Origin of the sequence: Micromonospora sp. NPDC023633 (assembly GCF_040640035.1) — a bacterium.
Lineage (GTDB): Bacteria > Actinomycetota > Actinomycetes > Mycobacteriales > Micromonosporaceae > Micromonospora.
Genome location: NZ_JBFABB010000106.1, coordinates 1 through 25,174 on the forward strand (window position 1 = coordinate 1; position 25,174 = coordinate 25,174).

19 protein-coding genes are annotated in these 25,174 nt (G+C 72.8%); 9 read left to right on the forward strand and 10 right to left on the reverse strand.

The annotated features are described in order from the left end of the window. Positions 1-102: 102 nt before the first annotated feature. Positions 103-1,134 carry a phosphatase PAP2 family protein gene (locus AB0G13_RS26575; RefSeq protein ID WP_357879583.1) on the reverse strand — a complete coding sequence of 344 codons (1,032 nt, stop codon included), beginning with the start codon at positions 1,132-1,134 and terminating at the stop codon, positions 103-105. 100 nt (positions 1,135-1,234) lie between these two features. Here AB0G13_RS26575 and AB0G13_RS26580 point away from each other — a divergent pair, with 100 nt between their 5' ends. The 3 genes from AB0G13_RS26580 (at position 1,235) to AB0G13_RS26590 (ending at position 3,526) form a co-directional block, all read left to right on the forward strand. Further along, on the forward strand, positions 1,235-1,636 hold the full coding sequence (locus AB0G13_RS26580) for a hotdog domain-containing protein (protein WP_357879586.1): 402 nt from the start codon (positions 1,235-1,237) through the stop codon (positions 1,634-1,636). Beyond that, entirely contained in the window at positions 1,636-2,463 is an 828-nt protein-coding gene (locus AB0G13_RS26585) for an MBL fold metallo-hydrolase (RefSeq protein ID WP_357879589.1), read from the forward strand. The genes AB0G13_RS26580 and AB0G13_RS26585 overlap by 1 nt, the downstream gene beginning before the upstream one ends. Positions 2,464-2,593: 130 nt before the next feature. Further along, entirely contained in the window at positions 2,594-3,526 is a 933-nt protein-coding gene (locus AB0G13_RS26590) for a MerR family transcriptional regulator (RefSeq protein ID WP_357879592.1), read from the forward strand. Here AB0G13_RS26590 and AB0G13_RS26595 read toward each other — a convergent pair. Beyond that, the gene (locus AB0G13_RS26595; RefSeq protein ID WP_357879595.1) at positions 3,523-4,458 is read right to left on the reverse strand and encodes a PfkB family carbohydrate kinase; all 936 of its coding nucleotides are present in this window, start codon (positions 4,456-4,458) and stop codon (positions 3,523-3,525) included. The two genes, AB0G13_RS26590 and AB0G13_RS26595, sit on opposite strands and share 4 nt — an antisense overlap. Before the next feature lie 65 nt (positions 4,459-4,523). Between AB0G13_RS26595 and AB0G13_RS26600 the strand changes: the two genes are divergently transcribed. After that, positions 4,524-4,898 (forward strand): nuclear transport factor 2 family protein, encoded by a 375-nt coding sequence (locus AB0G13_RS26600; RefSeq protein WP_357879598.1) that lies wholly within the window; start codon positions 4,524-4,526, stop codon positions 4,896-4,898. Between the two features lie 275 nt (positions 4,899-5,173). Beyond that, positions 5,174-6,301, forward strand: a complete 1,128-nt coding sequence (locus AB0G13_RS26605) for a lytic polysaccharide monooxygenase (RefSeq protein ID WP_357879601.1) — start codon at positions 5,174-5,176, stop codon at positions 6,299-6,301. Positions 6,302-6,441: 140 nt separating this feature from the next. On the opposite strand, the gene asnB is transcribed toward AB0G13_RS26605, so the two are convergent. Then, a complete protein-coding gene (gene asnB, locus AB0G13_RS26610; RefSeq protein ID WP_357879604.1) occupies positions 6,442-8,403 on the reverse strand; it encodes an asparagine synthase (glutamine-hydrolyzing) in 1,962 nt (653 codons plus the stop codon). Positions 8,404-8,630: 227 nt separating this feature from the next. On the opposite strand from asnB, the gene AB0G13_RS26615 reads away from it, so the two are divergent. The 3 genes from AB0G13_RS26615 to AB0G13_RS26625 all read left to right on the forward strand — a co-directional run bounded on the left by AB0G13_RS26615 (position 8,631) and on the right by AB0G13_RS26625 (position 14,052). After that, on the forward strand, positions 8,631-10,112 hold the full coding sequence (locus tag AB0G13_RS26615; protein WP_357879607.1) for an aminopeptidase P family protein: 1,482 nt from the start codon (positions 8,631-8,633) through the stop codon (positions 10,110-10,112). Positions 10,113-10,447: 335 nt separating this feature from the next. Then, on the forward strand, positions 10,448-12,013 hold the full coding sequence (locus AB0G13_RS26620; RefSeq protein WP_357879610.1) for a right-handed parallel beta-helix repeat-containing protein: 1,566 nt from the start codon (positions 10,448-10,450) through the stop codon (positions 12,011-12,013). A 422-nt stretch (positions 12,014-12,435) separates the two neighbouring features. Next, complete coding sequence (locus AB0G13_RS26625) at positions 12,436-14,052, forward strand: right-handed parallel beta-helix repeat-containing protein (protein ID WP_357879613.1); 1,617 nt, start codon at positions 12,436-12,438, stop codon at positions 14,050-14,052. 98 nt (positions 14,053-14,150) lie between these two features. Here AB0G13_RS26625 and pulA read toward each other — a convergent pair whose 3' ends face one another. The 5 genes from pulA to AB0G13_RS26650 all read right to left on the reverse strand — a co-directional run bounded on the left by pulA (position 14,151) and on the right by AB0G13_RS26650 (position 22,253). Further along, positions 14,151-19,643, reverse strand: a complete 5,493-nt coding sequence (gene pulA, locus AB0G13_RS26630) for a pullulanase-type alpha-1,6-glucosidase (RefSeq protein ID WP_357879617.1) — start codon at positions 19,641-19,643, stop codon at positions 14,151-14,153. A gap of 136 nt (positions 19,644-19,779) precedes the next feature. Beyond that, positions 19,780-20,268 carry a GNAT family protein gene (locus AB0G13_RS26635; RefSeq protein ID WP_357879620.1) on the reverse strand — a complete coding sequence of 163 codons (489 nt, stop codon included), beginning with the start codon at positions 20,266-20,268 and terminating at the stop codon, positions 19,780-19,782. 35 nt (positions 20,269-20,303) lie between these two features. Then, positions 20,304-20,999, reverse strand: a complete 696-nt coding sequence (locus tag AB0G13_RS26640; RefSeq protein ID WP_357879623.1) for a cellulose binding domain-containing protein — start codon at positions 20,997-20,999, stop codon at positions 20,304-20,306. 134 nt (positions 21,000-21,133) lie between these two features. Next, positions 21,134-21,523 carry a hypothetical protein gene (locus AB0G13_RS26645; RefSeq protein ID WP_357879626.1) on the reverse strand — a complete coding sequence of 130 codons (390 nt, stop codon included), beginning with the start codon at positions 21,521-21,523 and terminating at the stop codon, positions 21,134-21,136. Positions 21,524-21,560: 37 nt separating this feature from the next. After that, the gene (locus AB0G13_RS26650; RefSeq protein WP_357879629.1) at positions 21,561-22,253 is read right to left on the reverse strand and encodes a hypothetical protein; all 693 of its coding nucleotides are present in this window, start codon (positions 22,251-22,253) and stop codon (positions 21,561-21,563) included. Between the two features lie 19 nt (positions 22,254-22,272). Here AB0G13_RS26650 and AB0G13_RS26655 point away from each other — a divergent pair, with 19 nt between their 5' ends. Further along, positions 22,273-22,455 carry a hypothetical protein gene (locus AB0G13_RS26655; RefSeq protein WP_357879638.1) on the forward strand — a complete coding sequence of 61 codons (183 nt, stop codon included), beginning with the start codon at positions 22,273-22,275 and terminating at the stop codon, positions 22,453-22,455. Between the two features lie 12 nt (positions 22,456-22,467). Here AB0G13_RS26655 and AB0G13_RS26660 read toward each other — a convergent pair whose 3' ends face one another. Together AB0G13_RS26660 and AB0G13_RS26665 are read right to left on the reverse strand one after the other, a co-directional pair. Then, positions 22,468-24,141 carry a right-handed parallel beta-helix repeat-containing protein gene (locus tag AB0G13_RS26660; protein WP_357879632.1) on the reverse strand — a complete coding sequence of 558 codons (1,674 nt, stop codon included), beginning with the start codon at positions 24,139-24,141 and terminating at the stop codon, positions 22,468-22,470. A gap of 75 nt (positions 24,142-24,216) precedes the next feature. Then, complete coding sequence (locus tag AB0G13_RS26665) at positions 24,217-24,654, reverse strand: ArsC/Spx/MgsR family protein (protein WP_357879635.1); 438 nt, start codon at positions 24,652-24,654, stop codon at positions 24,217-24,219. Positions 24,655-25,174: the final 520 nt, after the last annotated feature.

The following is a 25,174-nucleotide window of genomic DNA, read 5'->3' on the forward strand; positions in this document are numbered from 1 at the left end:
GCCGCCCGGGACCGGGACCTCGCCGAGGCGTGGGCCCTGGCGGCGGAGCTGACGGCCCGCGCGCACGCCGCCCGCCGGGCGGGCTGACCCCGCCCGGAGCGGTCAGCGGGCCGCGGTCACCGGCGGCGGCTCGGCCGACGCCGGCGGGTCGGTCGGCGCGGGGTCGGGCTCCGCCGGAGCCCGGCGGGCCTTGCGGGCCGCCCACCAGCGCTCCGCCAGGCCGACCGCGAGGAAGGTCATCCCGACGTACGCCCAGCCGACCAGCACGTCGATGACGTAGTGCTCGCCCGAGTAGACCAGGGTGAACGTCATCGCCAGCGGGTACGCCAGCAGCAGCGGCCACCAGCGGCGGCGGGTCTGCCGCAGGAAGAACAGCACCACGAACAGCGCGAACGCGGTGTGCAGCGAGGGCATCGCGGCCACCGGGTTGGAGGCGATCTGCCCGGCGTTGAGCAGGTTGCCGGCGCCGTGCATGCCGAACGCCTTCCACCCGCGCGTGGAGATCCGGGCGACCTCCTCCAGCAGCCCGTTCTGCGCCGCCCACCAGGGCGGGGCGGCCGGGTAGAGGAAGTAGGTGATCAGGCCGGTGGCGCAGAGGAAGCCCCAGCGGCGCATGAAGGCCGCCCACCGCCTCCGGTCGCGCAGCCAGAGCACCGCCGCGGCGGCCAGCGCCACCACGAAGTGGGAGAAGTAGACCCAGCTGACGGCGACGTCCCACCAGTGCACCTCGGGCCGGTAGAGGTGCTCCTGGAGCCAGGTCGTCGGCACCTGCCCGCCGGTGGCCCAGCCGAACATCACCCGGTCGGCGACGATCAGCTCGTACGCGTGCGGGGTGGCGCCGTTGTCGGCGAAGCCCCGGGAGAGGTTGTAGACGGCGAGCAGCAGCACCACCGGCACCCAGTCCCGCGCGAAGCGCAGATGGCTGCGCCACGGCCGGCTGCTGTTCCAGGCGATCGTCGCCGCCCAGATCCACAGGAACGCGTACGCCGGGTCGGTCGGCAGGCCGATGCCGAGCCAGCCGGCGACGAAGGCGACCCCCCACACCGTCATCGCGGCCACACGGCGACGCCCGCCGTCGGGCGAGGCGGGCGGCTCGGTCCGGGCGGGGGGCTGGGGGTCGGTCGCGACAGACATCGCGGTCAAGGTTAACGGCGCGCACGGCATCGACCGACGCCGACCACCGGTCCCTCGCGGGCGGCCCGCCGCCCGGCGCCGCCTCGTCTAGGCTCTGGCCATGCAGGAGCAGCCGGAGTCCGCGCTGACCCCGGGCCTGAGCGCCCGGGTGGAGCTGACCGTCACCGACACCGACACCGCCCAGGCGGTCGGCTCCGGGGACGTGCCCGTCCTGGGCACGCCCCGGGTGCTCGCCCTCGCCGAGGCGGCCACGGTGGCGGCCACCGCCTCCCGGATGCCCGGCGGTTCGACGACCGTCGGCACCCGGGTCGAACTCGACCACCTCGCGGCCACCCCGGTGGGGCGGACGGTGGTGGCGCAGGCGCGGCTGACCGCCATCGAGGGGCGGCGGCTGCACTTCGAGGTGAGCGTCAGCGACGGCGACGAGACGGTCGCCGAGGGCCGGGTGGAGCGGGTGCTGGTCGACCGGCAGCGCTTCGTGGAACGCGCCGCGCGGTCGTAGTGGCCGCCCGCTTCGTGGAGGTCGCCGACCGGGTGCACGTGCTGCGCGAACCCTTGCTGCACGTCAACGTCACCCTCGTCGTCGGCGATGGGGCCGCGCTGGTCGTCGACACGCTCTCCACCGCCGGGCAGGCCGCCGCGCTGGCGGACGCCGCCCGGGCGGTCACCACCGCCCCGTGGACGCTGGTGAACACCCACCACCACTTCGACCACTGCTTCGGCAACGCGACCCTCGCCGCCGACCCGCCCCGCCCGGTGTACGCGCACGAGATCGCCGCCGAGGCGATGCGCGAGCCGGACCGGCTGCGCCGGGAGGCGTACGCGGAGCTGCGCGACGAGCATCCCGCGCTGGCCGGGGAGGTGGCCGCCACCGCGCTGCTCGCGCCGACGCACACCGTGCACGGCGAGACCGTGCTCGACGTGGGCGGCCGGCGGGTGGTGCTGCGCCACCCCGGCCGGGGGCACACCGCCGGCGACCTGGTGGTGCACGTGCCGGACGCCGACGTGCTGGTCGCGGGGGACCTGGTGGAACAGAGCGGCCCGCCCGCCTTCGAGGAGTCGTACCCGTTGCAGTGGCCCGACACGGTGGCGGAGCTGCTGCGGACGACCACCCCGGCCACCGTGGTCGTGCCGGGGCACGGCGAGCCGGTGGACGCCGGGTTCGTCCGCGCGCAGCACGCCCAGCTCGTCGAGCTGGCCCGGCTCATCCGCGCCGGGCACGCGGGCGGCGCGCCGCCCGAGCGGGTCGCCGCCGAGGCGCCCTTCGGCGCCCGCCCCGCCCTGCACGCCGCCCGCCGCGGCTACGCCGAACTCGACGGCACCGTCTGACGAAGGACGGGTGGGTCGGCTATGACCCGGTGCGGGCCACGTCGACGCCGGGTCCACGGCGTACGGCTGACCGGCCGACGGGACGGCCGCCCCTTGCGGCTCCACCAGGGGGAGGCGCAAGGGTGAGGGCATGAACGGCGACACGCTCTACTCGATCGGGGAGCTGGCCCGACGTACCGGCCTGACGGTCAAGACCATCCGGTTCTACTCCGACCGGGGCATCGTGCCGCCGACCGACCGTGGCCCGACCGGCCACCGCCGCTACGGCGCCGACGCCGTCGCACGTCTGGACCTGGTACGGACGCTGCGCGAGCTGGGGCTCGACCTCGCCACCATCCGCAGGATCGTGGACCGGGAGATATCCCTCACCGAGGTCGCCGCAGTGCATGCCGAGGCGCTGGGGGCGCAGATCCGGACGCTGCGCCTGCGGCGCGCGGTGTGGACGGCGGTGGCCCGGCGCGGTTCCGACCCCGAGGAGATGGATCTCATGCACCGGCTCGCGAGACTTTCCGAGCACCAACGGCATCTTCTGGTCGGCGAGTTCCTCGACGCGGCCTTCGGCGGGCTCGACGACCCCGGGTTCCCCGGGATCATGCGCTCGCTGACTCCCGAACTGCCCGACGACGCCGACGCCGAGCAGGTCGCAGCCTGGGTGGAGCTGGCCGAGCTGTCCCGGGACCAGGACTTCCGGGCGAGCATGCGACGGGTGGCCGAGCAGCACGCGGCCGACCGCGCCAACCGCATCGAGGGCGTACGCCGCGACGCCGTCGCGATGGTCCGTGACCAGACCGAGCCGGTCCGGCGCGCTGGCGTCGATCCGGCCTCGCCCCAGGCCGACCCGGTCGTCGCCACCGTCATGGCCGGGTACGCGGACCTCTGCGGTCGCCCCGACGACGTCGACCTCCGGCGCCGGCTGTTGGCCCGGCTGGAATCCGCGAGCGATCCACGCAGGGAGCGTTATCTGCGCCTGCTGTCCGTGGTCAACGGCTGGCCGGCACCCGACAGCCTGGCGCCGACGCTCGACTGGTCCGTCCGGGCCCTGCGGGCCCGCACGCCGGCCTAGTGGGCGAAGCGGGCGAGGACCTCGGCGCGGGTGGGCATGGCGGTCGCGCCGCCGGGCGACTCGCAGACCAGGCCGGCGACCCGCAGCGCGAACGCCACCCGCTCGGGCCAGGCCGCCGGGTCGGTGGGCGCGCCGTCGACCAGCAGGTCCGCGACGAGCGCGCCCATCACCGAGTCGCCGGCGCCGGTGGCGTCCACCGCGTCGACCTTCGGCGCGGGTACGCGTACCGGATCGGCACCGGCGGCGGCGAGCACCGCGCCGGCGGCGCCGAGGGTGAGCACCACGGTGCCGGCGCCGAGTTCCCGCAGGTACGCCGCCACGCCCTCCTCCGGTTCGCCGGGATAGAGCAGCTTCGCGTCGGCGGCGCTCAGCTTGACGAGGTGGGCGCCGGCGGCGAACTCGGCCACCACCTCGCGCAGCCCGGCGAGGGCGGCCGGGCCGTCGAGCAGCCGCGGGCGGACGTTCGGGTCGAAGACCCGCAGCCCGGAGGCGAGCCCCCAGGCCCGGCGCGCGGCGGCCAGCACCGGCGGGTGGAGCAGCACGATCGACCCGCAGTAGACGACGTCGGCGCCGGCGACCAGCCCGGCGTCGAGGTCGTCGGGGCCGAGCAGGCCGTAGGAGGGCGGCTCGCCGTAGAACCGGAAGTCGGGTTCCGGGCCGGCGAAGGTGGCCACCGCCAGCGCGGTCGGGGCGGGGACGGTGACCGCCCCGGCCAGGCCGACGCCCGCCCGGGTCAGGAAGTCGCGGATCCGCCCGGCCAGGACGTCGTCGCCGAGCGACCCGACGAACTGCACCGCGCCGCCGAGCCGGGCGACGGCGACCGCCACGTTCAGCGGCCCGCCGCCGACGGCCTGCCGGTAGACCGGCTCGCCGTCGCGCTCGGTGTCGAGCAGGTCGAGCAGCGCCTCGCCGAGCACCACCGCGTATCCCATTCCGGTCCTCCGTCCACCCCGCGCGCCGACCGATCTTGTCGCACCAGGCTGGCACAGTACGCGCCATGACGAGCGCTGAAGCCACCGTATTGGCCTACTGGTCGGCGTGCGAGGCGCGGGACTGGGATGCCTTCGGCCGGCTGCTCGCCGACGACGTGGTCTACCACCTGCCGCAGACCCGGGAGCGGATCACCGGCCGGTCCGCGGTCGTGCGGTTCAACCGGGAGTACCCCGACGGCTGGCACCTGACGGTGACGCGGGCGGTCGCCTCGGGCCGGCACGCCGCCACCTGGATCACCTGCGCCCACCAGGGCGCGCAGCTCGCGGCCACCAGTTTCTTCGACCTCGACGAGGCCGGTCTCGTCCGCGAGGTCACCGAGTTCTGGCCGGAGCCCTACGCGCCGCCGCCCGGCCGCGAGCACCTCGCCGAGCGCTACTGACACATCGAGCAACGGCTATTGCGCGACGTCGGCGTCGCGTGGTGGGATGGCGCTTGCCGGGAGGTGCGGGGGCTGCCGCGCCGCCGGCGCCGGGTTCACATCCACGCGAGGGCAGCGGCCCGCGAGTCGGGCCGCCGACGGCGCACGTACGCCGGCCATCCACGCCGGGGCACGTCCGCCGCGACCGTCGTATCCACGTTCCAGCGGGGCGGCCGGTGCTGCCATCCCCGCGCGTTGCCCGTGGGGCGCCTGCGTCCCGCGAGTGAGGAGAACCCGTGTCCCACCGATCGCGTACGGCCGCGTTGCTCACCGCGGCCGCGACCCTTCTCGTGGGCGCCGTCGCCCTGACGGCGGGGCCCGACCCCGCCGCCGCGCACGGCACCCCGATGGCCCCCGGCAGCCGCACCTACCTCTGCTGGAAGGACGGCCTCACCAGCACCGGCGAGATCAAGCCGAACAATCCCGCCTGCTCCGCCGCCGTGGCCCAGAGCGGGGCCAACTCGCTCTACAACTGGTTCAGCGTGCTGCGCTCCGACGCCGGCGGCCGGACCGTCGGCTTCATCCCGGACGGCAAGCTGTGCAGCGGCGGCAACCCGGGCTTCGCCGGCTACGACCTGGCCCGCACCGACTGGCCGCTGACCCACCTGACGGCCGGGGCCCGGATGGAGTTCCGCTACAGCAACTGGGCCCACCACCCGGGCACGTTCTACTTCTACGTCACGAAGGACAGCTGGAGCCCGGACCGGCCGCTGGCCTGGAGCGACCTGGAGGAGCCGTTCCTGACGGTGACCAACCCGCCGCAGCGCGGCTCGAGCGGCACCAACGACGGGCACTACTACTTCAGCGGCAACCTGCCCACCAACAAGAGCGGCCGGCACCTCATCTACTCCCGGTGGATCCGCTCCGACAGCCAGGAGAACTTCTTCGGCTGCTCGGACGTCACCTTCGACGGCGGCAACGGCGAGGTGACCGGCGTCGGCCCGGGCGGCACGCTGCCCCCGCCCACGTCCAACCCGACGACCCCGCCGCCCAACCCGAGCACCCCGCCGCCGAACCCGACGACTCCCCCGCCGAACCCGACCACGCCGCCGCCGCACGGCGGTGACTGCATGGCGGTCTACAAGGTGGTCGGCTCCTGGAACGGCGGCTTCCAGGGCGAGGTCATGATCATGAACCACAGCGCGTCGACCTGGTCGGGGTGGACGGCCAACTGGACCTGGCCCAGCGGGCAGACCATCAACAGCCTGTGGAGCGGCACGCTGAGCGGCTCCGGCTCCTCGGTCACCGTGACCAACGCGTCGTACAACGGCACGATCGCCCCGGAGGGCACCACGACCTTCGGCTTCGTCGCCACCACCAACGGCACCAACACCCTGCCCACGGTCACCTGCTCCGGCCGCTGACCCGCCGCCCACCCCGGCCCCGGCCCCCCTGAAATGATCAAGAGGTTTGCGTCCTCCGGGAACGCTTCCGGAGACGCAAACCTCTTGATCGACAGCGTGGCCGCCGGCCCGGCCCGAGGCCCGGGCGGGGGTGGCCGGGGTCAGCGGACCATGGAGCCGACCACGGGCTTGGTGAGCAGGGCGGACTGGTTGCGCTGGATGCCCGGGTCGAGGGTCTTGGCGACGAAGATGGCGTGCCAGATGCAGAAGATCAGGACCGTCCACACCTTGCGGGAGTGGTCGGCCTCCTCCCGCTTGTGCTCCTCCAGCAGCCGCATCGCGTACGACAGGTCGAGCAGGTCGCCGGCGCCGGAGGTGGAGAGCACGTGCCGGGCCCACTCGTACATCTCGCCGCGCAGCCAGACCCGGGTGGGGGTCGGGAAGCCCAGCTTCTTGCGGTTGACGATGGCCGGCGGCACCACGCCCTGGAGCGCCTGACGCATCGCGTACTTGGTGGCGTCGGAGCGCGGCGGGAGCTTGAGGTCCACCGGGATCCTCGACGCCACGTCGAAGACCGCCCGGTCCAGGAAGGGCACCCGCACCTCGAGCGAGTGGGCCATCGAGATCCGGTCGGCCTTGACCAGGATGTCGCCGCGCAGCCAGGTGTAGAGGTCGACGTACTGCATCTTGGTGACGTCGTCGAGCTCCGTGCACTCGGCGTAGATGGGCGCGGTGACGTCGGTGTAGCGGACCGAGGGGTCGTAGCGGCGCAGCAGGTGCTGCTTCTCCTCCTCGGTGAACATCCGGGCGTTGCCGTAGTAGCGCTGCTCGATCGGGGTGGTGCCGCGCTCCAGGAAGCTCTTGCCCTTCACCCCCTGCGGAATGGCCTTGGAGACCGCCCGCAGCCCCTTCTGCACCCCGTCCGGCAGCCCGTTGACCGAGCTCAACGACAGCGGCTCGCGGTAGATCGTGTAGCCGCCGAAGAACTCGTCGGCGCCCTCGCCGGAGAGCACCACGGTGACGTGCTCGGCGGCCTTCTTGGCCACGAAGTAGAGGGGCACCAGGGCCGGGTCGGCCACCGGGTCGTCCAGGTGCCAGATGATCTTCGGCAGCGCCTCGATCATGTCGTACGGCCCGATCTTGGTCGGGATGGTGGTGACGCCGAGATGCCGGGCCGAGTCCTGGGCGACGTCGATCTCCGAGTAGCCCGGGACGTCGTAGCCGACGGTGAAGGTGAGGATGTTCGGGTTGAACTCCCGGGCCAGCGCCACCACGGCGGTCGAGTCGATGCCGCTGGAGAGGAACGAGCCGACCGGCACGTCGGAGCGCATGTGCATCCGGACGCTCTCCCGCAGCGTCTCCCGGATCTCGTGGTAGAGCCGCTGCTCGTCGTTGACCGGGGTCGGGCGGAACACCGGCCGGTACCACCGGCGCACGTCGATCCGCCCGCCCGGGGCCCAGGTCAGGTACTCGCCGGAGCCGATCCGGCTGATGCCCTTGTGCAGGGTGCCGGGCTCGGGCACGTACTGCAGCGTCAGGTAGTGGCTCAGGTTGGCCGTGTCGATGCCGGCGTCGCCCTGGTAGTAGGAGTGCGCGAAGGGCAGCAGCGCCTTCTTCTCCGAGGCCAGGTAGAGGCCGTCGGCGGTCTCCAGGTAGTGCAGCGGCTTGATGCCGAAGTAGTCCCGGCCGCCGAACGCGCGGCGCTCCTGGCGGTCCCAGATGACGAAGGCGAACATGCCGCGCAGCCGGGTGAGTACCTGCTCGCCCCAGAAGTGGTAGCCGGCGACGATCACCTCGCCGTCACCGGCGGTGGCGAACTGCGCGCCGAAGGTCCGGATCAGCTCCTCGCGCAGCTCGATGTAGTTGTAGATCTCGCCGTTGAAGGTGAGCAGGTAGCGCCCGTTCGCGTAGGACAGGGGCTCTTGGCTGGAGGCCACGTCGATGATCGCCAGCCGCTTGTGCGCGAACACCCCGTCCGCGTACCGGCCGGAGGCGTCGCCGACCACCTCGACACCGGTTTCGTCCGGTCCGCGGTGGTGCAGGCATTCCAACGCCCCGGCGATGTTGTCGCGGTGGGCGGCGGCGTCGCCGCGCGCGCTGAAGAAGGCCAGGAGTCCGCACATGGTGGTCATCTTTCCACGCGGCCCGAGCGGGCGTCGCGGCACCGCTGGGCTCTCCCCCACCGCGACGCTCCGTGGCCGGCCCGGCCCGCGTCGGGAGCCGGCGGGGGGCGGCGGGCGCCGCGGGCGGGCGGCATCCGTCGCCCACGGCGGTCCCGGCGGTCCCGGCCCGGTCGGGCCCCGACGGCGCGCGGTACCGTCTGACCTGCAACGACGCGGAGGGAGCAGGCATGACCGAGGGACGTACCGACAGCAGACCGGCGGACGGCACCGAGTCGCACGACCCGGACTTCCCCGAGGCGTTCCTGGCGTTCATGCGGCAGGGCTGGCGGGACACCACCCTGCCGGTCGGCCCGCGGCCCGAGGTGCCGAACCACGCCAAGCGCCGGGCCGCGCTCTCGGCGGCCTTCCCGGGCGAGACCCTGGTGATCCCGACCGGCGGCGAGAAGGTACGCGCCAACGACACCGACCACCCGTTCCGGCCGGGCAGCGACTTCGCCTACCTGACCGGCGACCACGACCCGGACGGCGTGCTCGTCCTGCGGCCGAACGGGTCGGGCCACGACGCCACGCTGTACATGCGGCCCCGGTCGTCGCGGCTGACCGACGAGTTCTTCCGCAGCCGGCACGGCGAGCTGTGGGTCGGCCGGCGGCACACCCTGGCCGAGAAGTCGACCGAGCTGGGCCTGCCCACGGCGGACCTGACCGAGCTGGACGCGACGCTGGCCGACCTGGCGCCGGGGCGTACCCGGGTGCTGCGTGGCTTCGACGCGCGGGTGGACGCGGCCGTGCGCCCGTACGACGGTCACCGCGCCGGGGGCCAGCCGGCCCGCGACCGGGAGCTGGCGATCGCCATCTCGGAACTGAAGCTCGTCAAGGACGAGTGGGAGATCGCCCAGCTCCAAGAGGCGGTCGACGCGACCGTGCGGGGGTTCGAGGACGTGGCCCGGGCCCTGCCGGCGGACCGGGGCGTGTCGGAGCGCCTGCTGGAGGGGATCTTCGCGCTGCGCGCCCGGCACGACGGCAACGACGTCGGCTACGGCTCGATCGTCGGCGCGGGCGAGCACGCCACGATCCTGCACTGGGTGCACAACCACGGCACCACCCGGCCGGGCGAGCTGCTGCTGATGGACATGGGCGTGGAGAACCGCAACCTCTACACCGCCGACGTCACGCGGGTGCTGCCGGTCGACGGCCGCTTCACCCCGCTCCAGCGCCAGGTCTACGAGGCCGTCCACGCCGCGCAGCAGGCCGGCATCGACGCCATCCGACCCGGCGTGGCGTTCCGGGAGGTCCACCTCACCGCGATGCGGGTGCTCGCCCAGGCGCTGTCCGACCTGGGCCTGTTGCCGGTGAGCGTCGACGAGGCGATGGACGGGGAGTCGACGGTCTACCGGCGCTGGACGCTGCACGGCACCAGCCACATGCTCGGCATCGACGTGCACGACTGCGCGAACGCCCGCAAGGAGAAGTACCGGGACGGCACGCTGGGCGAGGGCTACGTGCTCACCGTCGAGCCCGGGCTCTACTTCCAGCCGGAGGACGAGCTGGTCCCCGAGGAGCTGCGCGGGATCGGCATCCGGATCGAGGACGACATCCTGGTCACCGCGACCGGCGCGGTGAACCTCTCCGCCGGGCTGCCGCGGGCCGCCGACGAGGTGGAGACCTGGCTGGCCGAGCAGCGTGAGGCCGGTCCGCGCCTGCCGGGCTGATCTGAGGGGGTACGACCACCCGACGGGCCCCGCCGCCGGTCACGACGTTCGACGTCGACGCGACCGGCGGCGGGGCCCGTCGGCGTCAGCGCCGCTCACACCCTTCCTGCCCGGACCCGCCGGGTTGACGCCTCGCACCCCATGTGAGGGGAATGCGGGGTTTTCTCGGATTCGCGCCTCTCGCGAGGAACCTTCTCATACGGTGGCTATCAGAGGCTGCAAACCCATTTGTAGCTGGTCGCGCCGCTTCGGGTGGTGCGGCCCCGTCTGGCAGCAGGAAAGGGCGGAAGGCTCTGATGTCCAATGACGTAACGACTCCCGACGGTGGCGCCCCCATGGGCGCACCGACCCGAGGGCGGCGCAAACTCTGGGTGGCTGCGGGCGTCGCCGGACTGACCGGCGTGGTCGGTCTGGCGGCACTGGGCGGCCTGGCCGCTCGCGACGACAAGTCCGGCGGCGCGGACCGGCTCTCGGACGCCCAGTCGTCAGCCCCGAAGCAGCACGTCAGCGACGCCGACACGGCCGACCCGGGCCCCGGCGAGAAAGACGACAAGAACGGCGGCCAGGACGCCCGCGGTGGCCAGGACGACTGGCAGGACAAGGACTGGCAGGGCAAGGACGGCAAGGACTGGCAGGGCAAGAAGGACAAGGACGGCCGCGACGGCAAGGACGGTCGGGACGGCAAGGACGGCCGGGACGGTCGGGACGGCAGGGACGCCAAGGAACTGCCGTGTGACACCGACGTACTGGTCGAGGCGGTGAACAGGGCCAACGAGGACAACGGCGGAGCGTTCAAGCTGGCCAAGGACTGCACCTACAAGTTCACCGAGCAGACCGCCAACAACGCCTTCCCCGTCATCGACCAGCGGATCACGATCCTGGGCAACAACTCGACGTTCTTCCACGACGGCAGCGAGTTGTTCCGGTTCTTCGAGGTCGCCTCCGGCGGTGAACTGACCCTGAAGGACCTCACCCTCAAGGGCGGCCAGGTGACCGCCCCACCGCAGCTGCCCAGCCGCGCCAACGGCGGCGCCCTGCTCGTGCAGGAGGGCGGCGAGGCCACCCTCAAGCACACCAAGCTGGTCGACAACCGCGCCACCGGCACCGGCAACGGCGGCAACGGCGGCGCCATCTACAACCTCGGCGAGGTCGAGATCCACGACAGCACCCTCGCCGACAACCACGCCCGCGGCAACGGCGAGAACGGCGGCAACGGCGGCGCCATCTACAACGAAGGCGAACTGACCGTCCACGACTCCCGCATCGACAACAACACCGCCACCGGCACCGGCAACAGCGGCGGCGACGGCGGCGGCATCGCCAACCGCGACGACGGCATCACCACCATCGCCTACAGCCAGATCACCAACAACAAGGCCAGCAACGACGGCGGCGGCATCCACAGCGACGACGACGCCCGCCTCACCGTCACCCGCACCAAGATCGCCCACAACACCGCCTGCGACAACGGCGGCGGCATCCACAACGACGGCGACTCCACCATGCTGCTGGAATACGTCATCATCGCCGGAAACAAGGCCACCGACGACGGCGGCGGCGTCTTCCACGACAGCGACAACATCGCCACCATCAAGCACACCCTCTTCGCCGACAACACCGCCGGCGACAACGGCGGCGGCCTCTTCAACGGCGACACCCTGAACCTCTACGACAGCGAGTTCAAGGGCAACCACGCCGAACAGGGCGGCGCCATCTACAACGACAACAACGCCGTCCTCACCATCCGCAACAGCAAGATCGTCGGCAACTTCGCCGCCGAAACCGCCGGCGCGGGCGGCATCTTCAACGCCAACAACGCCACCGTCAACCTCGACAACAAGACCATCATCAAGAAGAACGAACCCCGCAACTGCACCAACGTCCCCGGCTGCGCCAACTGAACCACCACATAACGAAGGGATCCCTTCCCCCGGCACGAGGGAAGGGATCCCTTCCGTGCGGGTGCCGGGACGATCCCGCCCCGGAGGCTGTTGGCACGGTGTCGGCCCGCGGCGGGTTTCCGGACCGGTTGAGGCGACACGCCGCTGGCACGGTGTCGCCCCGTGGCGGGTTTCCGGACCGGTTGAGGCGACACGTGGCGCAAGCCGTCAGTTCGGCACGACTGCGGGGCCGCACTCCTCGCCGTCCGGACCATCCCCCCTTGGCCCGTGTTACCCCTAACGTGGGTTCATTTCGCATATGGCCGTGAAGAGAAAAAGATTCTCATACGGTGGGCCTCAGTAGCTACAACCGATTTGTAGCCAGGGCAGCCCGCGGTGGCGGAGCCGCCCTGTCTGGTACGAGGAGAGAGCAGAGAGCTCCGATGTCCAACTACCTTCGCAAGAACGCCGAGAACACCGCGCCGAAGAGCCGGCGCAAGCTGTGGCTCGCCACCGGCGTCGCCGGGTTGACCGGCGTGGTCAGCCTCGCCGGCGTCACCGCCGCGAGCAGCGCGGGCGCCGTCGGGGTCGACCGGCTCGCCGACCTGAAGTGGTCCACGGCCGAGCAGGTCGCCAGGGACGACGCCGCCGGTCGCGACGACCGTGCGGGCGAGACCGGCAAGGGCCAGGAGGGCCAGGACGCCCGCGGCGGCCAGGAGGGCCAGGACGCCCGCGGTGGCCAGGACGACTGGCAGGACAAGGACTGGCAGGGCAAGGACGGCAAGGACTGGCAGGGCAAGAAGGACAAGGACGGCCGCGACGGCAAGGACGGTCGGGACGGCAAGGACGGCCGGGACGGTCGGGACGGCAGGGACGCCAAGGAACTGCCGTGTGACACCGACGTACTGGTCGAGGCGGTGAACAGGGCCAACGAGGACAACGGCGGAGCGTTCAAGCTGGCCAAGGACTGCACCTACAAGTTCACCGAGCAGACCGCCAACAACGCCTTCCCCGTCATCGACCAGCGGATCACGATCCTGGGCAACAACTCGACGTTCTTCCACGACGGCAGCGAGTTGTTCCGGTTCTTCGAGGTCGCCTCCGGCGGTGAACTGACCCTGAAGGACCTCACCCTCAAGGGCGGCCAGGTGACCGCCCCACCGCAGCTGCCCAGCCGCGCCAACGGCGGCGCCCTGCTCGTGCAGGAGGGCGGCGAGGCCACCCTCAAGCACACCAAGCTGGTCGACAACCGCGCCACCGGCACCGGCAACGGCGGCAACGGCGGCGCCATCTACAACCTCGGCGAGGTCGAGATCCACGACAGCACCCTCGCCGACAACCACGCCCGCGGCAACGGCGAGAACGGCGGCAACGGCGGCGCCATCTACAACGAAGGCGAACTGACCGTCCACGACTCCCGCATCGACAACAACACCGCCACCGGCACCGGCAACAGCGGCGGCGACGGCGGCGGCATCGCCAACCGCGACGACGGCATCACCACCATCGCCTACAGCCAGATCACCAACAACAAGGCCAGCAACGACGGCGGCGGCATCCACAGCGACGACGACGCCCGCCTCACCGTCACCCGCACCAAGATCGCCCACAACACCGCCTGCGACAACGGCGGCGGCATCCACAACGACGGCGACTCCACCATGCTGCTGGAATACGTCATCATCGCCGGAAACAAGGCCACCGACGACGGCGGCGGCGTCTTCCACGACAGCGTCAACATCGCCACCATCAAGCACACCCTCTTCGCCGACAACACCGCCGGCGACAACGGCGGCGGCCTCTTCAACGGCGACACCCTGAACCTCTACGACAGCGAGTTCAAGGGCAACCACGCCGAACAGGGCGGCGCCATCTACAACGACAACAACGCCGTCCTCACCATCCGCAACAGCAAGATCGTCGGCAACTTCGCCGCCGAAACCGCCGGCGCGGGCGGCATCTTCAACGCCAACAACGCCACCGTCAACCTCGACAACAAGACCATCATCAAGAAGAACGAACCCCGCAACTGCACCAACGTCCCCGGCTGCGCCAACTGACGACAGTCACGCGACATCGGCCGCAACGGCGTCGGCTGACGCAGAGGACGGTCCGGCCCCCTTCCGCTCGGCGGGAGGGGGCCGGACACGTGTGACACCTACTGCTGGACGAAGACCGCCACGCTGCGGGCCGGCACGGTGAACGTGCCGCTGGCCCGGTCGAACGAGGCCGTACGCAGCGTCTCGTCGGCCGAGGTCCGCAGCACCGGGTGCAGCGCGACGTCCGCCCCGCGCAGCCCGGTCAGCCGCTGCTGGGCCGTCTCGGCGGTGGCGTTGAAGACCACCGTCACCGACTTCCACCGCCCGTCGAGGCCTCGGCCGTCCAGCGTCATGGTGAGCACGCCGGGGGTCTCCCCCGCGCCGGAGAGCGGGAAGGCGACCCGCTTCTGCACCTGCTCCGCCGTGGTCAGCCCGAAGACCGGCGAGGAGCCCCGGATCTTCAGCAGCTCGGCGTAGCGGGCGTCGGCCAGGTTGATCGCCGCGCAGCCCGGCACCAGCGCCGGGTCGGCCAGCAGGGGCTTGGCGTACGGCCACTTGTCCCGGTTGTCCTGCTCGGGCGGCAGGCCGGCGCCGAAGCCGTTGCCCTGGGCGCAGTCCCAGCGGATCTGGTTGAACCAGTCGCCGGAGTTGTACGAGTTGCGGTCCAGCGACTTCGAGCGCAGCCGCTCGGTGCCGGTGGTGACGAACCCGGGCCCCTGCCCCATCACCACCGTGCTCAGCGCCAGCACCTGCATCCGGGCCCGGTCCGCCGCCGGGGTCTCCTGCGGCAGCTTGTACGCCAGCGCGTCGTACAGGATCTCGTTGTCGTGCGCGTCGACGTAGGTGACCGCCTCCCCCGGCGCGGCGGTGTAGCCGGCGGGCGAGCCGTTGTAGTCGACCTGCGCTCCGGTCACCTGCCGGCCCGACGAGTCCGTGAACCGGTACCCGCGCAGGTTGCCGGTGAGCCCCACCTTGATCAGGTCGTGCTGGTGCAGCAGGCGGGCCCGCTGCTCGGCCGTGGACCCGTTCACGGCGTCGCCGTTGGGGTCGGTGAACAGGCCGGAGGCGAAGCCCTGCACCCGGGGGTTGGCGTCGAACGGCCCGCCACCGCGCACCGCGTCGCGGAGCCGGTCGTTGAAGGTGCCGATCCCGGTGCCGGCCATGTTGGCCTGGGTGGCCTGCACGAACCGGGCGTCGTCGGCGACCTCGCCGAAGTTCCAGCCCTCGCCGTAGAGCAGGATCTTCTTCCCGTCCACGCCGTCGCGGGCGACGGTCAGCGCGTCGAGCGCCTCGCGTACGGCCAGGATGTTCGCCTTCGGGTGGTGGCCCATCAGGTCGAAGCGGAAACCGTCCACCTTGTACGCGCGGGCCCAGGTGACCAGCGAGTCCACCACGAGCTTGCCCATCATGGCGTGCTCGGGGGCGGTGTTGGCGCAGCAGGTCGAGTTGGCGACGCTGCCGTCGTCGAGCAACCGGTGGTAGTAGCCGGGCACGATCTGGTCGAGCACCGACTTCGGGTCGGCGCCCGCCGCCGAGGTGTGGTTGTAGACGACGTCCATCACCACGCGCAGCCCGGCGCCGTTGACGCCGGCCACCATCTGCCGGAACTCGGTGGTGCGCCGCGCCCCGACCGGGTCGACGGCGTAGCCGCCCTCCGGCACGGTGTAGTGCAGCGGGTCATACCCCCAGTTGTAGCCGTCGGTGTCCGCCACGGCCGCGACGCACTTCTGCTGCTGCTCCGAGTCCGGCGGCAGCGCGGCCAGGTCGCAGGCCGGCTGCCGCTGGTCGGCGCGTCGCTCGGGGATCGTGGCGAAGTCGAACGCGGGCAGCAGGTGCAGGTGGGTCACCCCGGCGTCGCCGAGCGCCCTCAGGTGCCGCATGCCGGCGGTGCCCGGGTCGGTGAAGGCGAGGTAGGTGCCCCGCCGCTCGGCCGGCACCGTGCTGTCGGCGATCGAGAAGTCCCGCACGGAGAGCTCGGAGATCTGCACCTTCGTCGACGGCACCGCCGCCGGCTTGCGCAGCGACGCCCAACCGGCCGGCGCGAGCGCCGGGTCGGCGAGGTCCACGATCTGGCTGTGCGTGGAGTCGGGCGCGAGGGCCAGCGAGTACGGGTCGGTCACGGCGGCGGCGACCACCTTCTGCACCGCCGGCTGCCACGCCTCGACCTGGTACCGGTAGTACCTGCCGGTCCAGTCGCGGGCGCCGCGCACCGACCAGACGCCGGTGCGGTCGTCCCGGCGCATCGTCACCGTCCTCGGCGTCGCGGTCGGCGAGTCGAAGAGCTGCAACGACACCCGCCGCGCCGTCGGAGCCCAGACCGCGAGCGTCGGCACCCCGCCGGCGAAGGTCGGCCCGAGCCTCGCGTCGGTGGCCCGGGCGTAGACGTCGTCGAGCACGCCGGGGATCTGCACGCCGGTGGCGGCGAGCAGGGTACCCGCGGCGTCCCGCTCGGTCACCAGGAGCTGCCCGCGCAGGGCCGTCGGGACCTTCGCCAGGTCACGCCGGTCGAGCGTGAAGCCGCGGTGCGCCCACAGGTGCGGGAAGGCCGCGCGCTGGGCGTCGGTGAGCCCGTTGCGCTGCGCGGTCAACGGCAGCGTCGTGTACGTCCCGGCGAGGTCGCCGTCGGCGACGGTCACCCCGCCGGCCGGGGCGGCGACGAGGGCGTACGTCCTGCCGTCGGTGGGTCCGGTCTGCCAGGCGACGGTGGAGCGGTCGATCCAGTGCGCCTTCTGCTTCGTGATGTCGACGTCCCGGCCGGTGGCGGACGCGGTGGAGGGCAGCAGCCGACCGGGCGTGCCGGCGAGCAGCCACACCTCGCGGCCGGCGCTGGCGAAGTCGAGCCGCTGGTCGGTCGGCAGGTCCTTCTCGTCCCCCTTGTGAATGATGTAGCTCAGCCCGGTCGCCCCGGCGGCCAGCGGCACCTGGAAGACCGCGCCGTAGGCGTCGACGCGGGCCGGGGCGAGCGGGGTGGCCCAGTCCGTCGGGTTGGCCGCGCCGTCCCACAGGTGCAGGCCCCAGCCGTCGTAGTTGCCGTCGGCGCGGCGGTAGTGGATGACGGCGGTGCCGTCGGAGACCGGTGGGTCGGGTTCGCCGGTGGCGGCCTGCCGGCTCGGATAGGTCGCCGGGTCGCCCTGCTTGACCCACACCTCGCCGGTCTGCGTCACGTCGATCGTCCGATCCTGTCCGACGTCCTTGTTTCCGGCCTTGTCGACCACCAGGAAGCCGACCGACTTCGCGCCCGGCTTGAGCTTCACCCAGGCGAACCGGCCGTAGGAGTCCTCGCCGGCGAACGGCTGTCCCTTGGGCCACTCGGTGGCGTACGCGGGGTCGATGTCGCCCCAGGCGTAGAGGCTCCAGTCGTCGTAGCCGCCGGCGGGGCGCTGGTAGTGCACCACGGCCCAGTCGCGGGAGGCGGACTGCGCCGGGGTGCCCACGGTCGCGGTGGACCGGGTGCTCGCGGTGCGGCCCTTCCCGTCGCGGACGACGGCCTTGTACTCGACCTTCGTGCCGCCGGCCAGCCCGGTCAGGTCGTGGTGCACCGTGTACGGGGCCCGGTCGGCGCTGCCGAGCAGCGTCCACCTGCCGCCGGCCACGCGGGCGGCGACGGTGACGGTGGCCAGCGGGTCGCCGGTGACCTGGGCGGTGACGGCGGCCTTCGTGGCGACGGGCTCGCCGGGCGCCGGGGTGGTGATCGTGATCCGGGGCGCGGCGTCGGGCAGCGCGATCGGCGTGCCGGCGCGGTGCACCACGGCCGACAGCGGCGGCACGGTCAGCGTGAGCTTGCCGTCCGCGCCGGCGACCGGGGCGGCCGATCCGCCGTACACGCCGGTGAAGGTGGCACCGGCCGACCACGTGTCCACGGTGACAGTCTGCGCGGTCGCGGCGTTGTTCACCGCCACGACGTACTCGGTGCGCTGCTTCGGGTCGATCCGGGAGAACGCGAAGACGCCGGGGCCGTCGGCGGCGTACCTGCCGACCTGCACGCCGTCGCGCAGCGCCGGGTGCGCCTGGCGCAACGCGCCCAGCTCGGCGATGGCCCGGTAGAGCGGGTGGCTGCGGTCGAACTGGGCGCTGGCGTGCGTACGGTCGGTGCCGAGCAGGTCGTCGTCGAGGTAGTCGGGCGTGCGGGAGGCGAACATGTCCTGCCGGGCGTCCTTGTCGCCGCCCGGGCCGGTGAAGCCCTGCTCGTCGCCGGAGTAGACCACCGGCTGGCCCCGGGTGAGGAACATCAGCTCGTGGGCGAGCCGGTCGCGGCGCAGGTGGGTGGCCGGGTCGGTGCCGCCGCCGGCGATGAACGAGCCGATCCGGCCCATGTCGTGGTTGCCGAGGAAGGTGGTCAGCCGGCTCGCGTCGGTGTCCCGGGCGCGGTAGAGGTCGTCGCGGGCGTACACGTCGGCGAGCGCCTTCGCGGAGCCGTCGCCGGCGGTGTAGCCGCGCGCCGCCTCCTGGAAGGCGAAGTCGAGGGTGGCCGGCAGGCCGCCACGCCGCACGTAGGTCGAGGTGATCTCCGGGTCGGCGCTGTAGACCTCGCCGAACATGAAGAAGTCCTTCTTGCCCGCGCGGTCCGCGGCGCGCTCGATGCCCTGGCTGAACTGCGGCCAGAAGTCAAGGTTGGCGTGCTTGACGGTGTCCAGGCGGAAGCCGTCGACGCCGGTGGACGCCACCCAGTCGGAGTAGACCTTGGTCAGGCCCCGCACCACCTCGGGGCGCTCCGTCCACAGGTCGTCGAGCCCGAAGAAGTCGCCGTACTCGCTGTTCTCCCCGGCGAAGGTGGAGTCGCCCCGGTTGTGGTACATCGTCGGGTCGTTCAGCCAGGCCGGGACCTTGACCTTCGCGTCGGCCGGGGTCGCGAACGTCGGGGTGTACGGGAACGACGTCGTGTCCACCTTCGGGAAGCCCCGGCTGCCGTCGGCGTAGTTGCGGTCCTCGAAGCGGCGCCCCTGCGCGTCGGTGTAGGGGGAGGTCGCCTTGTCCACGTAGGTGCGCCGGTCCTCGGCGTACTTGATGACGTCGGCGGTGTGGTTGACGATGACGTCGAGATAGACCTTGATCCCCCGCCGGTGGGCGAGCGTGACCAGGCGCTTGAGGTCCTCGTTGGTGCCGAAGTGCGGGTCGACCTGGGTGAAGTCGGTGATCCAGTAGCCGTGGTAGCCGGCGGAGACGTCGGCCCCGGTGCCCTGCACGGGCCGGTTCTTGAAGATGGGGGCGAGCCAGATGGCCGTCGTGCCGAGCCCCTCGATGTAGTCGAGCCGGTCCATGACGCCCTTGAGGTCGCCGCCGTGGTAGAAGCCCTTGTCCTCCGGGTCGAGGCCGGTGGAGAGGCGGTCCCCGGTGAGGCCGCCGGTGTCGTTGCGCCGGTCGCCGTTGGCGAACCGGTCCGGCAGGACGAAGTAGAACTGCTCGGCGCGGGCCTGGCGGCTTCCGGCGGAGAGCAGCGCCTCCGCCGAGGGCTCGGTGCGCCACTGCGCGGCGCCGGTGGTGACCAGCGGGCCGGTGCCGTCGGGGGCGTCGGCGCCGAGCTGGCGCACCGCCAGCGGGGTGCCGACGAGGGTGAGGGTGAGCAGGGAGACGAGGGCCAGCAGGGCCTTGCGCGGTATCGGCGGGGGTTTCATCGACGCCTTTCTCTGGTCGCTGACTGGCCCGCACGCTAGCTCTTGCCGAAACGTTCTGCAATACCTTGCAAACAAGGTCGCAACACGGCAGCCCGCTTGCAAAGGCGGCTCCCCGCGGCGAGCCTGGGCCCGGGGTTCAGTCGTCGGCGAGGACGGCGTACAGGTCCGAGTCGCGCCAGCCGTCGCGGATGAGGGCGGTGCCGCGCATCCGGCCCTCGTACCGCATACCGATTCTGCGCAGCACCGCCGCCGAGGCGAGGTTGCGCGGGTCGCACGTGGCGAAGATGCGATGGCGCCCGTGCCGGCCGAAGCCCAGTCGCAACAGTTCCCGCGCCGCGGCCGTGGCTGTGCCCTGCCCCCACCGCCGTGGATGGACCGCGTACGCGATCTCGCCGGTGCTCGGGCCGTGCAGCTTCAGCTCGGCGCTGCCCACGACCTCGCCGTCGACGAGCACCCCGAACACCATCCGGTCCGGTGGCGCCGCCACGGCGGCCCACACGTACGCCTGCGTCTGCTCGTAGGTGTTGGGCCCCCACGCCTGGTAGCGGCACGACTCGGGCAGACGCGCCCAGTCGTGCACGGCGTCGGTGTCGTCGAGCGCGAGCGGGCGGAGGGTGAGCGCCATGGCGGCACCCTAGGTGACCGACGGCGTGGCGTCGATCAGAGGCGGCAGGCGCCGCCGTCGACCGTGCAGCTCGTCGGGCGGCTCTGCGTGCCCTCGACGTAGAACCGCAGCGTGGCCGACGCGCCGGCGGGCAGGTCGTCGCCGCTGTGGTAGGTGAAGCCGTCGTCGATCCGCCGCGCCGTCCCCTGTGGCGCGCCCTCGATCCACGCGCTGCCCAGCCGCGCTCCCGGGAAGGTCAGCCGCGCCGTCCAGTCCCGGCCGGCCGACGACGTGTTGCTGACCAGCACCTCCCCGACGAACCCGTCGGCGTACGACTCCACGACCCGGTAGCGGCCGGCCAGCGGGGACGCGGACGGCGATGGTGGCGGCGCGACCAGCGCCGCGTCGTCGCTCCCGCTGGGGGTCGGGGACGGCGGGCCGCTGCTGCGGTCGGGCGTGGACCGTGTCGGGGTGGGCCGGGCGGTGGCACGGCCGGACGGCGCGGCCGTCGCCCGCGGCGACCGCGTCGCCGTCGGGCTGGTCGCCGACGGCACTGGCTCGGCCAGGCCGACGGTCGGCAGCGGCGGGCCGGGCTGCGCGTCGAACGCGGGGCCGCGCCCCCGGTAGGTGCCGAGCGCGACGGCCAGCAGGACCACCATCACCACGACGCCGACGGAGACCACGATCCACGGCGAGGACGCGATGGCGGTCGTGCCGTAGGACTTGCTCAATGTTCGGCGCGTGCCGGACATGCCCCTCCTCCCGCGGTCGTCCGGGGCAGCGTAGCCGTCCGTGGCAACAAGGTGCGACCATCCGGGCGCGCCGCGTACGCTGCCGCGCGGGCACAGTCGCCGCCGCCGGAGGGCGTGCGGGGTCCGGCCGGCGCTCAGGCGGTCCGCAGGACGGTGCAGATGACCGGACCGTCGTCGGTGGCGCGCAGCAGGTAGCGGTAGCGCTCGCCGGGGACCGCCCGGCCGTGGCTGTCCAGGAACTCCCACTCCACGGTCACCATGGTCAGCAGCGCCGACATCGGCTGGACGTCCTCGATGGCCGCGTGCGCCGCGACCAGCTCGCGCTCCTGGTAGTCGGGGGCGGCGCCCACGAAGGACAGTGCCACCGCCGCCGGCGAGGTGAACGAGAAGCTGTACGTGTCGGCCACCACCATCCCCGGCAGGGCGTAACAGCCGGCGATGGCGGGCACGTCGCCGGTGGTCAGCGCCACGCCGTACCGGTCGAAGAAGTCGGTCAGCGTGTCCAGATCGGTGGAGGCTCTCACGGGGACAGCAATTGCCGGCCGGACGGTGGGCCAAACCTCAGCGCGGCGGGATGCGCACCTCGATCTCGGACCCGAGCCGGGCGCCGCCCGCGAGACCGAGGTCGTCGCCGCTCCAGAACCGGCCCGGGTCGTACCAGTTGGGACGCCGCCCGGCCGGCAGCAGCCCCATCGCCTCGTAGGTCACCGCCACCACCTCCGCGCAGTACGCCGTCTCCAGTGCACGGTCGCGCACGGCGGCCCCGGCGCGGCCGGGCGCCGGAGTGCGGGGGTGGTCCCCGTCGCGGCCGCGCAGGGCCGGCACCCGCACCGCCGGGACCCGGCCCCGCAGCCAGCGCCAGGCGAGCTGGGCGGTGGACGGGAACGGGGTGCCGTCCAGGCGGGCGACGGTCTGCAGCACCGCCTTCTCCATCTCCGCGTCGACCGGCGGGTCGAGCTGGCGCAGCCAGGCCCGCTGGCCGTACCGGTTGGCCCAGACGCAGACCGCGTCGCGCAGGTCGTGCAGCTGCACGCCGCGCTGGTGGGTGCCCGTCCACATGTCGGGCAGCGACCTGCCCAGCTCGGCGTGCCACATCAGGGGTGGCATGTCGTCCAGCACGACCGCCATGCCGACGTGGTTGACCGGGCTGTTGGTAGTCAACTGGATGGCCCGGTCGGGCACGCTGCGGCCCCGGAACACCCACACGTCGCCGGTACGGGTCAGATCCACGGCCTCGTCCAGGCTGATGCTCATGGGGGTCTACCCTAGGCCGATGCGGCAACGGATGCGGTGGTGGAAGGTGCTCGGGCTGGCCGGACTCGCCGGCGTCGCGGCGTCGGGCGTGGTCATCGCCCGCGCGGAACGGCGGCGCCGGGCGTACACCCCGGAGGAGATCCGGGCCCGGCTGCGCGACCGGCACGCGGAGGCGACGACGCCCGCCGACGACGCGCGCTGAGCGCCGCCGGCGTCAGTCGACGTCGTGGTGGTTGCGGTCCCAGCGCCCGCCGACGGGCGGCGTGTCGAGCCGGACCGCCCCGGCCGCGTTGCCGGCGAGGTCGTTGTCCTCGATCCGGCAGGAGACGCAGCTGCCGGCCGGGGTGATCCAGAGCCCGTAGGTCTGGGTCTGCTCGTCGCGGTGGTCCCAGATCCGGTTGCCGCGCACAGTGGCCGAGTCGAACGGCGCGTTGACGGTGATGCCGGCCCGGATCGGCGGGGCCGCCGGCAGTTCGTACGACGCGCCGGGCGGCGGCGTGTCCTCGTTCCAGCCGGTCGGGGAATCCGCCCGCACCTCGGCGAGGGCGAGGTCGGTGGCGGTGTTGGACACCACGACCGCCATCCGTGACCCGACCCGCACCGCCTTGCCCCGGTGCCCGTCGTGCGGCCAGTGCGCCGCCAGGTCGGTGACGGACCGGTGGTGGTAGCGCACCGAATCGCCCCGGCCGGTGGTGGCCGGGGCGCACCGCCGGCCGTTGTTGCGGATCCGGTTGTTCACCACGATCGCGTCGGTCATCGGCCGGTCGATCCGGATCGCGTCCAGGCCGTTGTCCCAGAACTCGTTGCCGTCGACGACCACGTCCGCCGCCGCGCCCCGGTAGCCGCGCCCCAGGTCGTGCTCGTGGTAGCCGTACGCCCCGTTGGCGCTGATCCGGTTCCCGCGCACCGTGTACGGGCCGGGCGTGTTGCCCATACTGATCCCGTCGCGGACGTTGCGGTCGATGACGCAGTCGCTGAGGATGCCGCCCCGGCCGGCGACGCCCGCCGTGCCGTTGCCGGAGACGTCGAAACCCGCCTCCAGGTTGCCGGTCAGGGTGCAGGCGGAGACGATCAGACCGTCGGCGCCCCAGTCGGAGATGCCGAAGCGGTTCGCCTGGCTGTGGCAGCCGACGATGCGGTGGCCGCGCGGCGGCGTCCAGTAGTCCTTCTGCAGTTCGAGGAAGATCCCGTTGGTGCCGTTGCCGACGGCGGTGCAGTTGGCGATGGTGAGGCGCTCCACGTCGCCCCACCCGCCGATACCGACGCCGATGCCCGCGCCGCCCATCTCCTCGCCGTTGTCCAGCCGTCCGCACCCGACCACGACAACGCCGTCGATCAGGCTGTCCTGGAGGAAGTCGCAGCCGAGGCCGGTGGCCCCGGTGTGGTGGATGTAGAGGTTGCGGAAGACGCCGCGCACGACGTACTGGAGGCCGAGCCCCTTGGCGAGGTAGTTGTACTCGACCATCGCCACGCCGGAGCCGTCGATCTCGAAATCCGCGAAGGTGCAGTCGGCGATGCACCGGTCGCGGCTCGCGCCGTGCTGCACCGTGGTCCAGAAAGCCAGCGGGGTCGGGTCCGCCCGGTTTCCCTCGTTGCTGAGCAGGAACCGCGTCGTCCCCGGCCCCGCGCCGACCAGCGACACCCCGCCGCGCCAGACCGTGCCGGCGTCCCGGATCGAGTAGATCCCCGGCGGGCAGTAGATGACCCGGGCCCGCCCGTCGGCGGCGTAGCCCTCGCCGAGGCGGTCGACCAGGGCCGACAGCGCCGGCTGGTCGTTCGTCACGCCGTCGCCGCGCAGTCCGAACTCCCGCGCGTCGCACCACAGGGGCGCCCCGGCGACCGGGGTGAGCCGCTTCGGGGCGGCGGTGGACAGGCCCTGGTGCGGCATCCGACCCCTCCTCCTCCGACGTCCGGTCGTTCGCCGGTGACCGGCGCTTTCCCGCCGCGCCCGTGCGGAAACGCGCTACCCGGCCGGCGCGGGCTGGTCCGACGACGCGGTCACCGAGGGGCCGGGCTCCCCGTCGGTGCCGACCGTCGCGCCACTGCGGCGCAACGCCTCCGCCAGCGCCCCGGCGGTACGCCCCACGAGCGCGCCGCCGTCGTCGAGCAGCAGCAGGGGCCGCTGGATCAGCTCCGGGGCGGCCACCATCGCCTCGATCCAGCGCGGCTCGGCCGCCTCGTCCCGTGGCCAGTCGGCCATGCCGAGGGCCACCGCGGCGGGCTCCTGCGTGCGGCAGACGTCCCAGGGGCGCGCGTCGAGCCGGCGCAGCACCTCGGTCAGCTCCGCCGCGCTCGGCGGCCGGTCCAGGTACGGGCGCACCGCGTACCCCACCCCCGCCTCGTCGAGGGCGGTGCGCGCGGCGGCGCACTTCGAGCAGGACGGGTTGTTCCAGATCTCCATGCCCCTCATGGTCGCAGCCGTCCCGCCACCGGCGGCCGTGCAGCCCAGCCCACTCTCCCGCGAGCCGTCCGCCCGACCTCGACCTGGGGTCCTGATCACGATGTGCTCGTATCTCGCGCTTGCCCTTCCCGGCCGACGACGCACAGGTCGCCCCGGCGGATGCGCGGTTTGGGGGGTGATGTCCGGGTTCGGCGACCTGCTCGGGCAACCCGTCCGGTCTGTCGGGTTTGCGGTGGCGGGCGCCACCGGTCCGGCGGGCATGGGTCGGGGGCCCGGGTCGTTGTAACCATCGTGAGCGCGTGACCCCCCGGGCCCTTCGGCGGCCCGGACGACGGTCGGAATGCCGACCGGGCCCGCGTCGTTACATCCCCCGGACGCGCCCCACCCCTCGTCGAGGGCGTACCTGGTTTTCGACCTTTCCTTTCCCGCGGCGCACCCGCCCCCCTTGGTGTGTGTCGCGTACCCCCGATCGAAAGGTGCCGACCATCATGCGTACCGACATCTTCCGCAGGACCGCTCT

Coding starts and splice junctions, on each gene's coding strand:
- AB0G13_RS26575 (WP_357879583.1), bottom strand. CDS start 1,134: ATGTCTGTCGCGACCGACCCCCAGCCCCCCGCCCGGACCGAGCCGCCC.
- AB0G13_RS26580 (WP_357879586.1), top strand. CDS start 1,235: ATGCAGGAGCAGCCGGAGTCCGCGCTGACCCCGGGCCTGAGCGCCCGG.
- AB0G13_RS26590 (WP_357879592.1), top strand. CDS start 2,594: ATGAACGGCGACACGCTCTACTCGATCGGGGAGCTGGCCCGACGTACC.
- AB0G13_RS26595 (WP_357879595.1), bottom strand. CDS start 4,458: ATGGGATACGCGGTGGTGCTCGGCGAGGCGCTGCTCGACCTGCTCGAC.
- AB0G13_RS26600 (WP_357879598.1), top strand. CDS start 4,524: ATGACGAGCGCTGAAGCCACCGTATTGGCCTACTGGTCGGCGTGCGAG.
- asnB (WP_357879604.1), bottom strand. CDS start 8,403: ATGTGCGGACTCCTGGCCTTCTTCAGCGCGCGCGGCGACGCCGCCGCC.
- AB0G13_RS26615 (WP_357879607.1), top strand. CDS start 8,631: ATGACCGAGGGACGTACCGACAGCAGACCGGCGGACGGCACCGAGTCG.
- AB0G13_RS26620 (WP_357879610.1), top strand. CDS start 10,448: ATGGGCGCACCGACCCGAGGGCGGCGCAAACTCTGGGTGGCTGCGGGC.
- AB0G13_RS26625 (WP_357879613.1), top strand. CDS start 12,436: ATGTCCAACTACCTTCGCAAGAACGCCGAGAACACCGCGCCGAAGAGC.
- pulA (WP_357879617.1), bottom strand. CDS start 19,643: ATGAAACCCCCGCCGATACCGCGCAAGGCCCTGCTGGCCCTCGTCTCC.
- AB0G13_RS26635 (WP_357879620.1), bottom strand. CDS start 20,268: ATGGCGCTCACCCTCCGCCCGCTCGCGCTCGACGACACCGACGCCGTG.
- AB0G13_RS26640 (WP_357879623.1), bottom strand. CDS start 20,999: ATGTCCGGCACGCGCCGAACATTGAGCAAGTCCTACGGCACGACCGCC.
- AB0G13_RS26650 (WP_357879629.1), bottom strand. CDS start 22,253: ATGAGCATCAGCCTGGACGAGGCCGTGGATCTGACCCGTACCGGCGAC.
- AB0G13_RS26655 (WP_357879638.1), top strand. CDS start 22,273: ATGCGGCAACGGATGCGGTGGTGGAAGGTGCTCGGGCTGGCCGGACTC.
- AB0G13_RS26660 (WP_357879632.1), bottom strand. CDS start 24,141: ATGCCGCACCAGGGCCTGTCCACCGCCGCCCCGAAGCGGCTCACCCCG.
- AB0G13_RS26665 (WP_357879635.1), bottom strand. CDS start 24,654: ATGGAGATCTGGAACAACCCGTCCTGCTCGAAGTGCGCCGCCGCGCGC.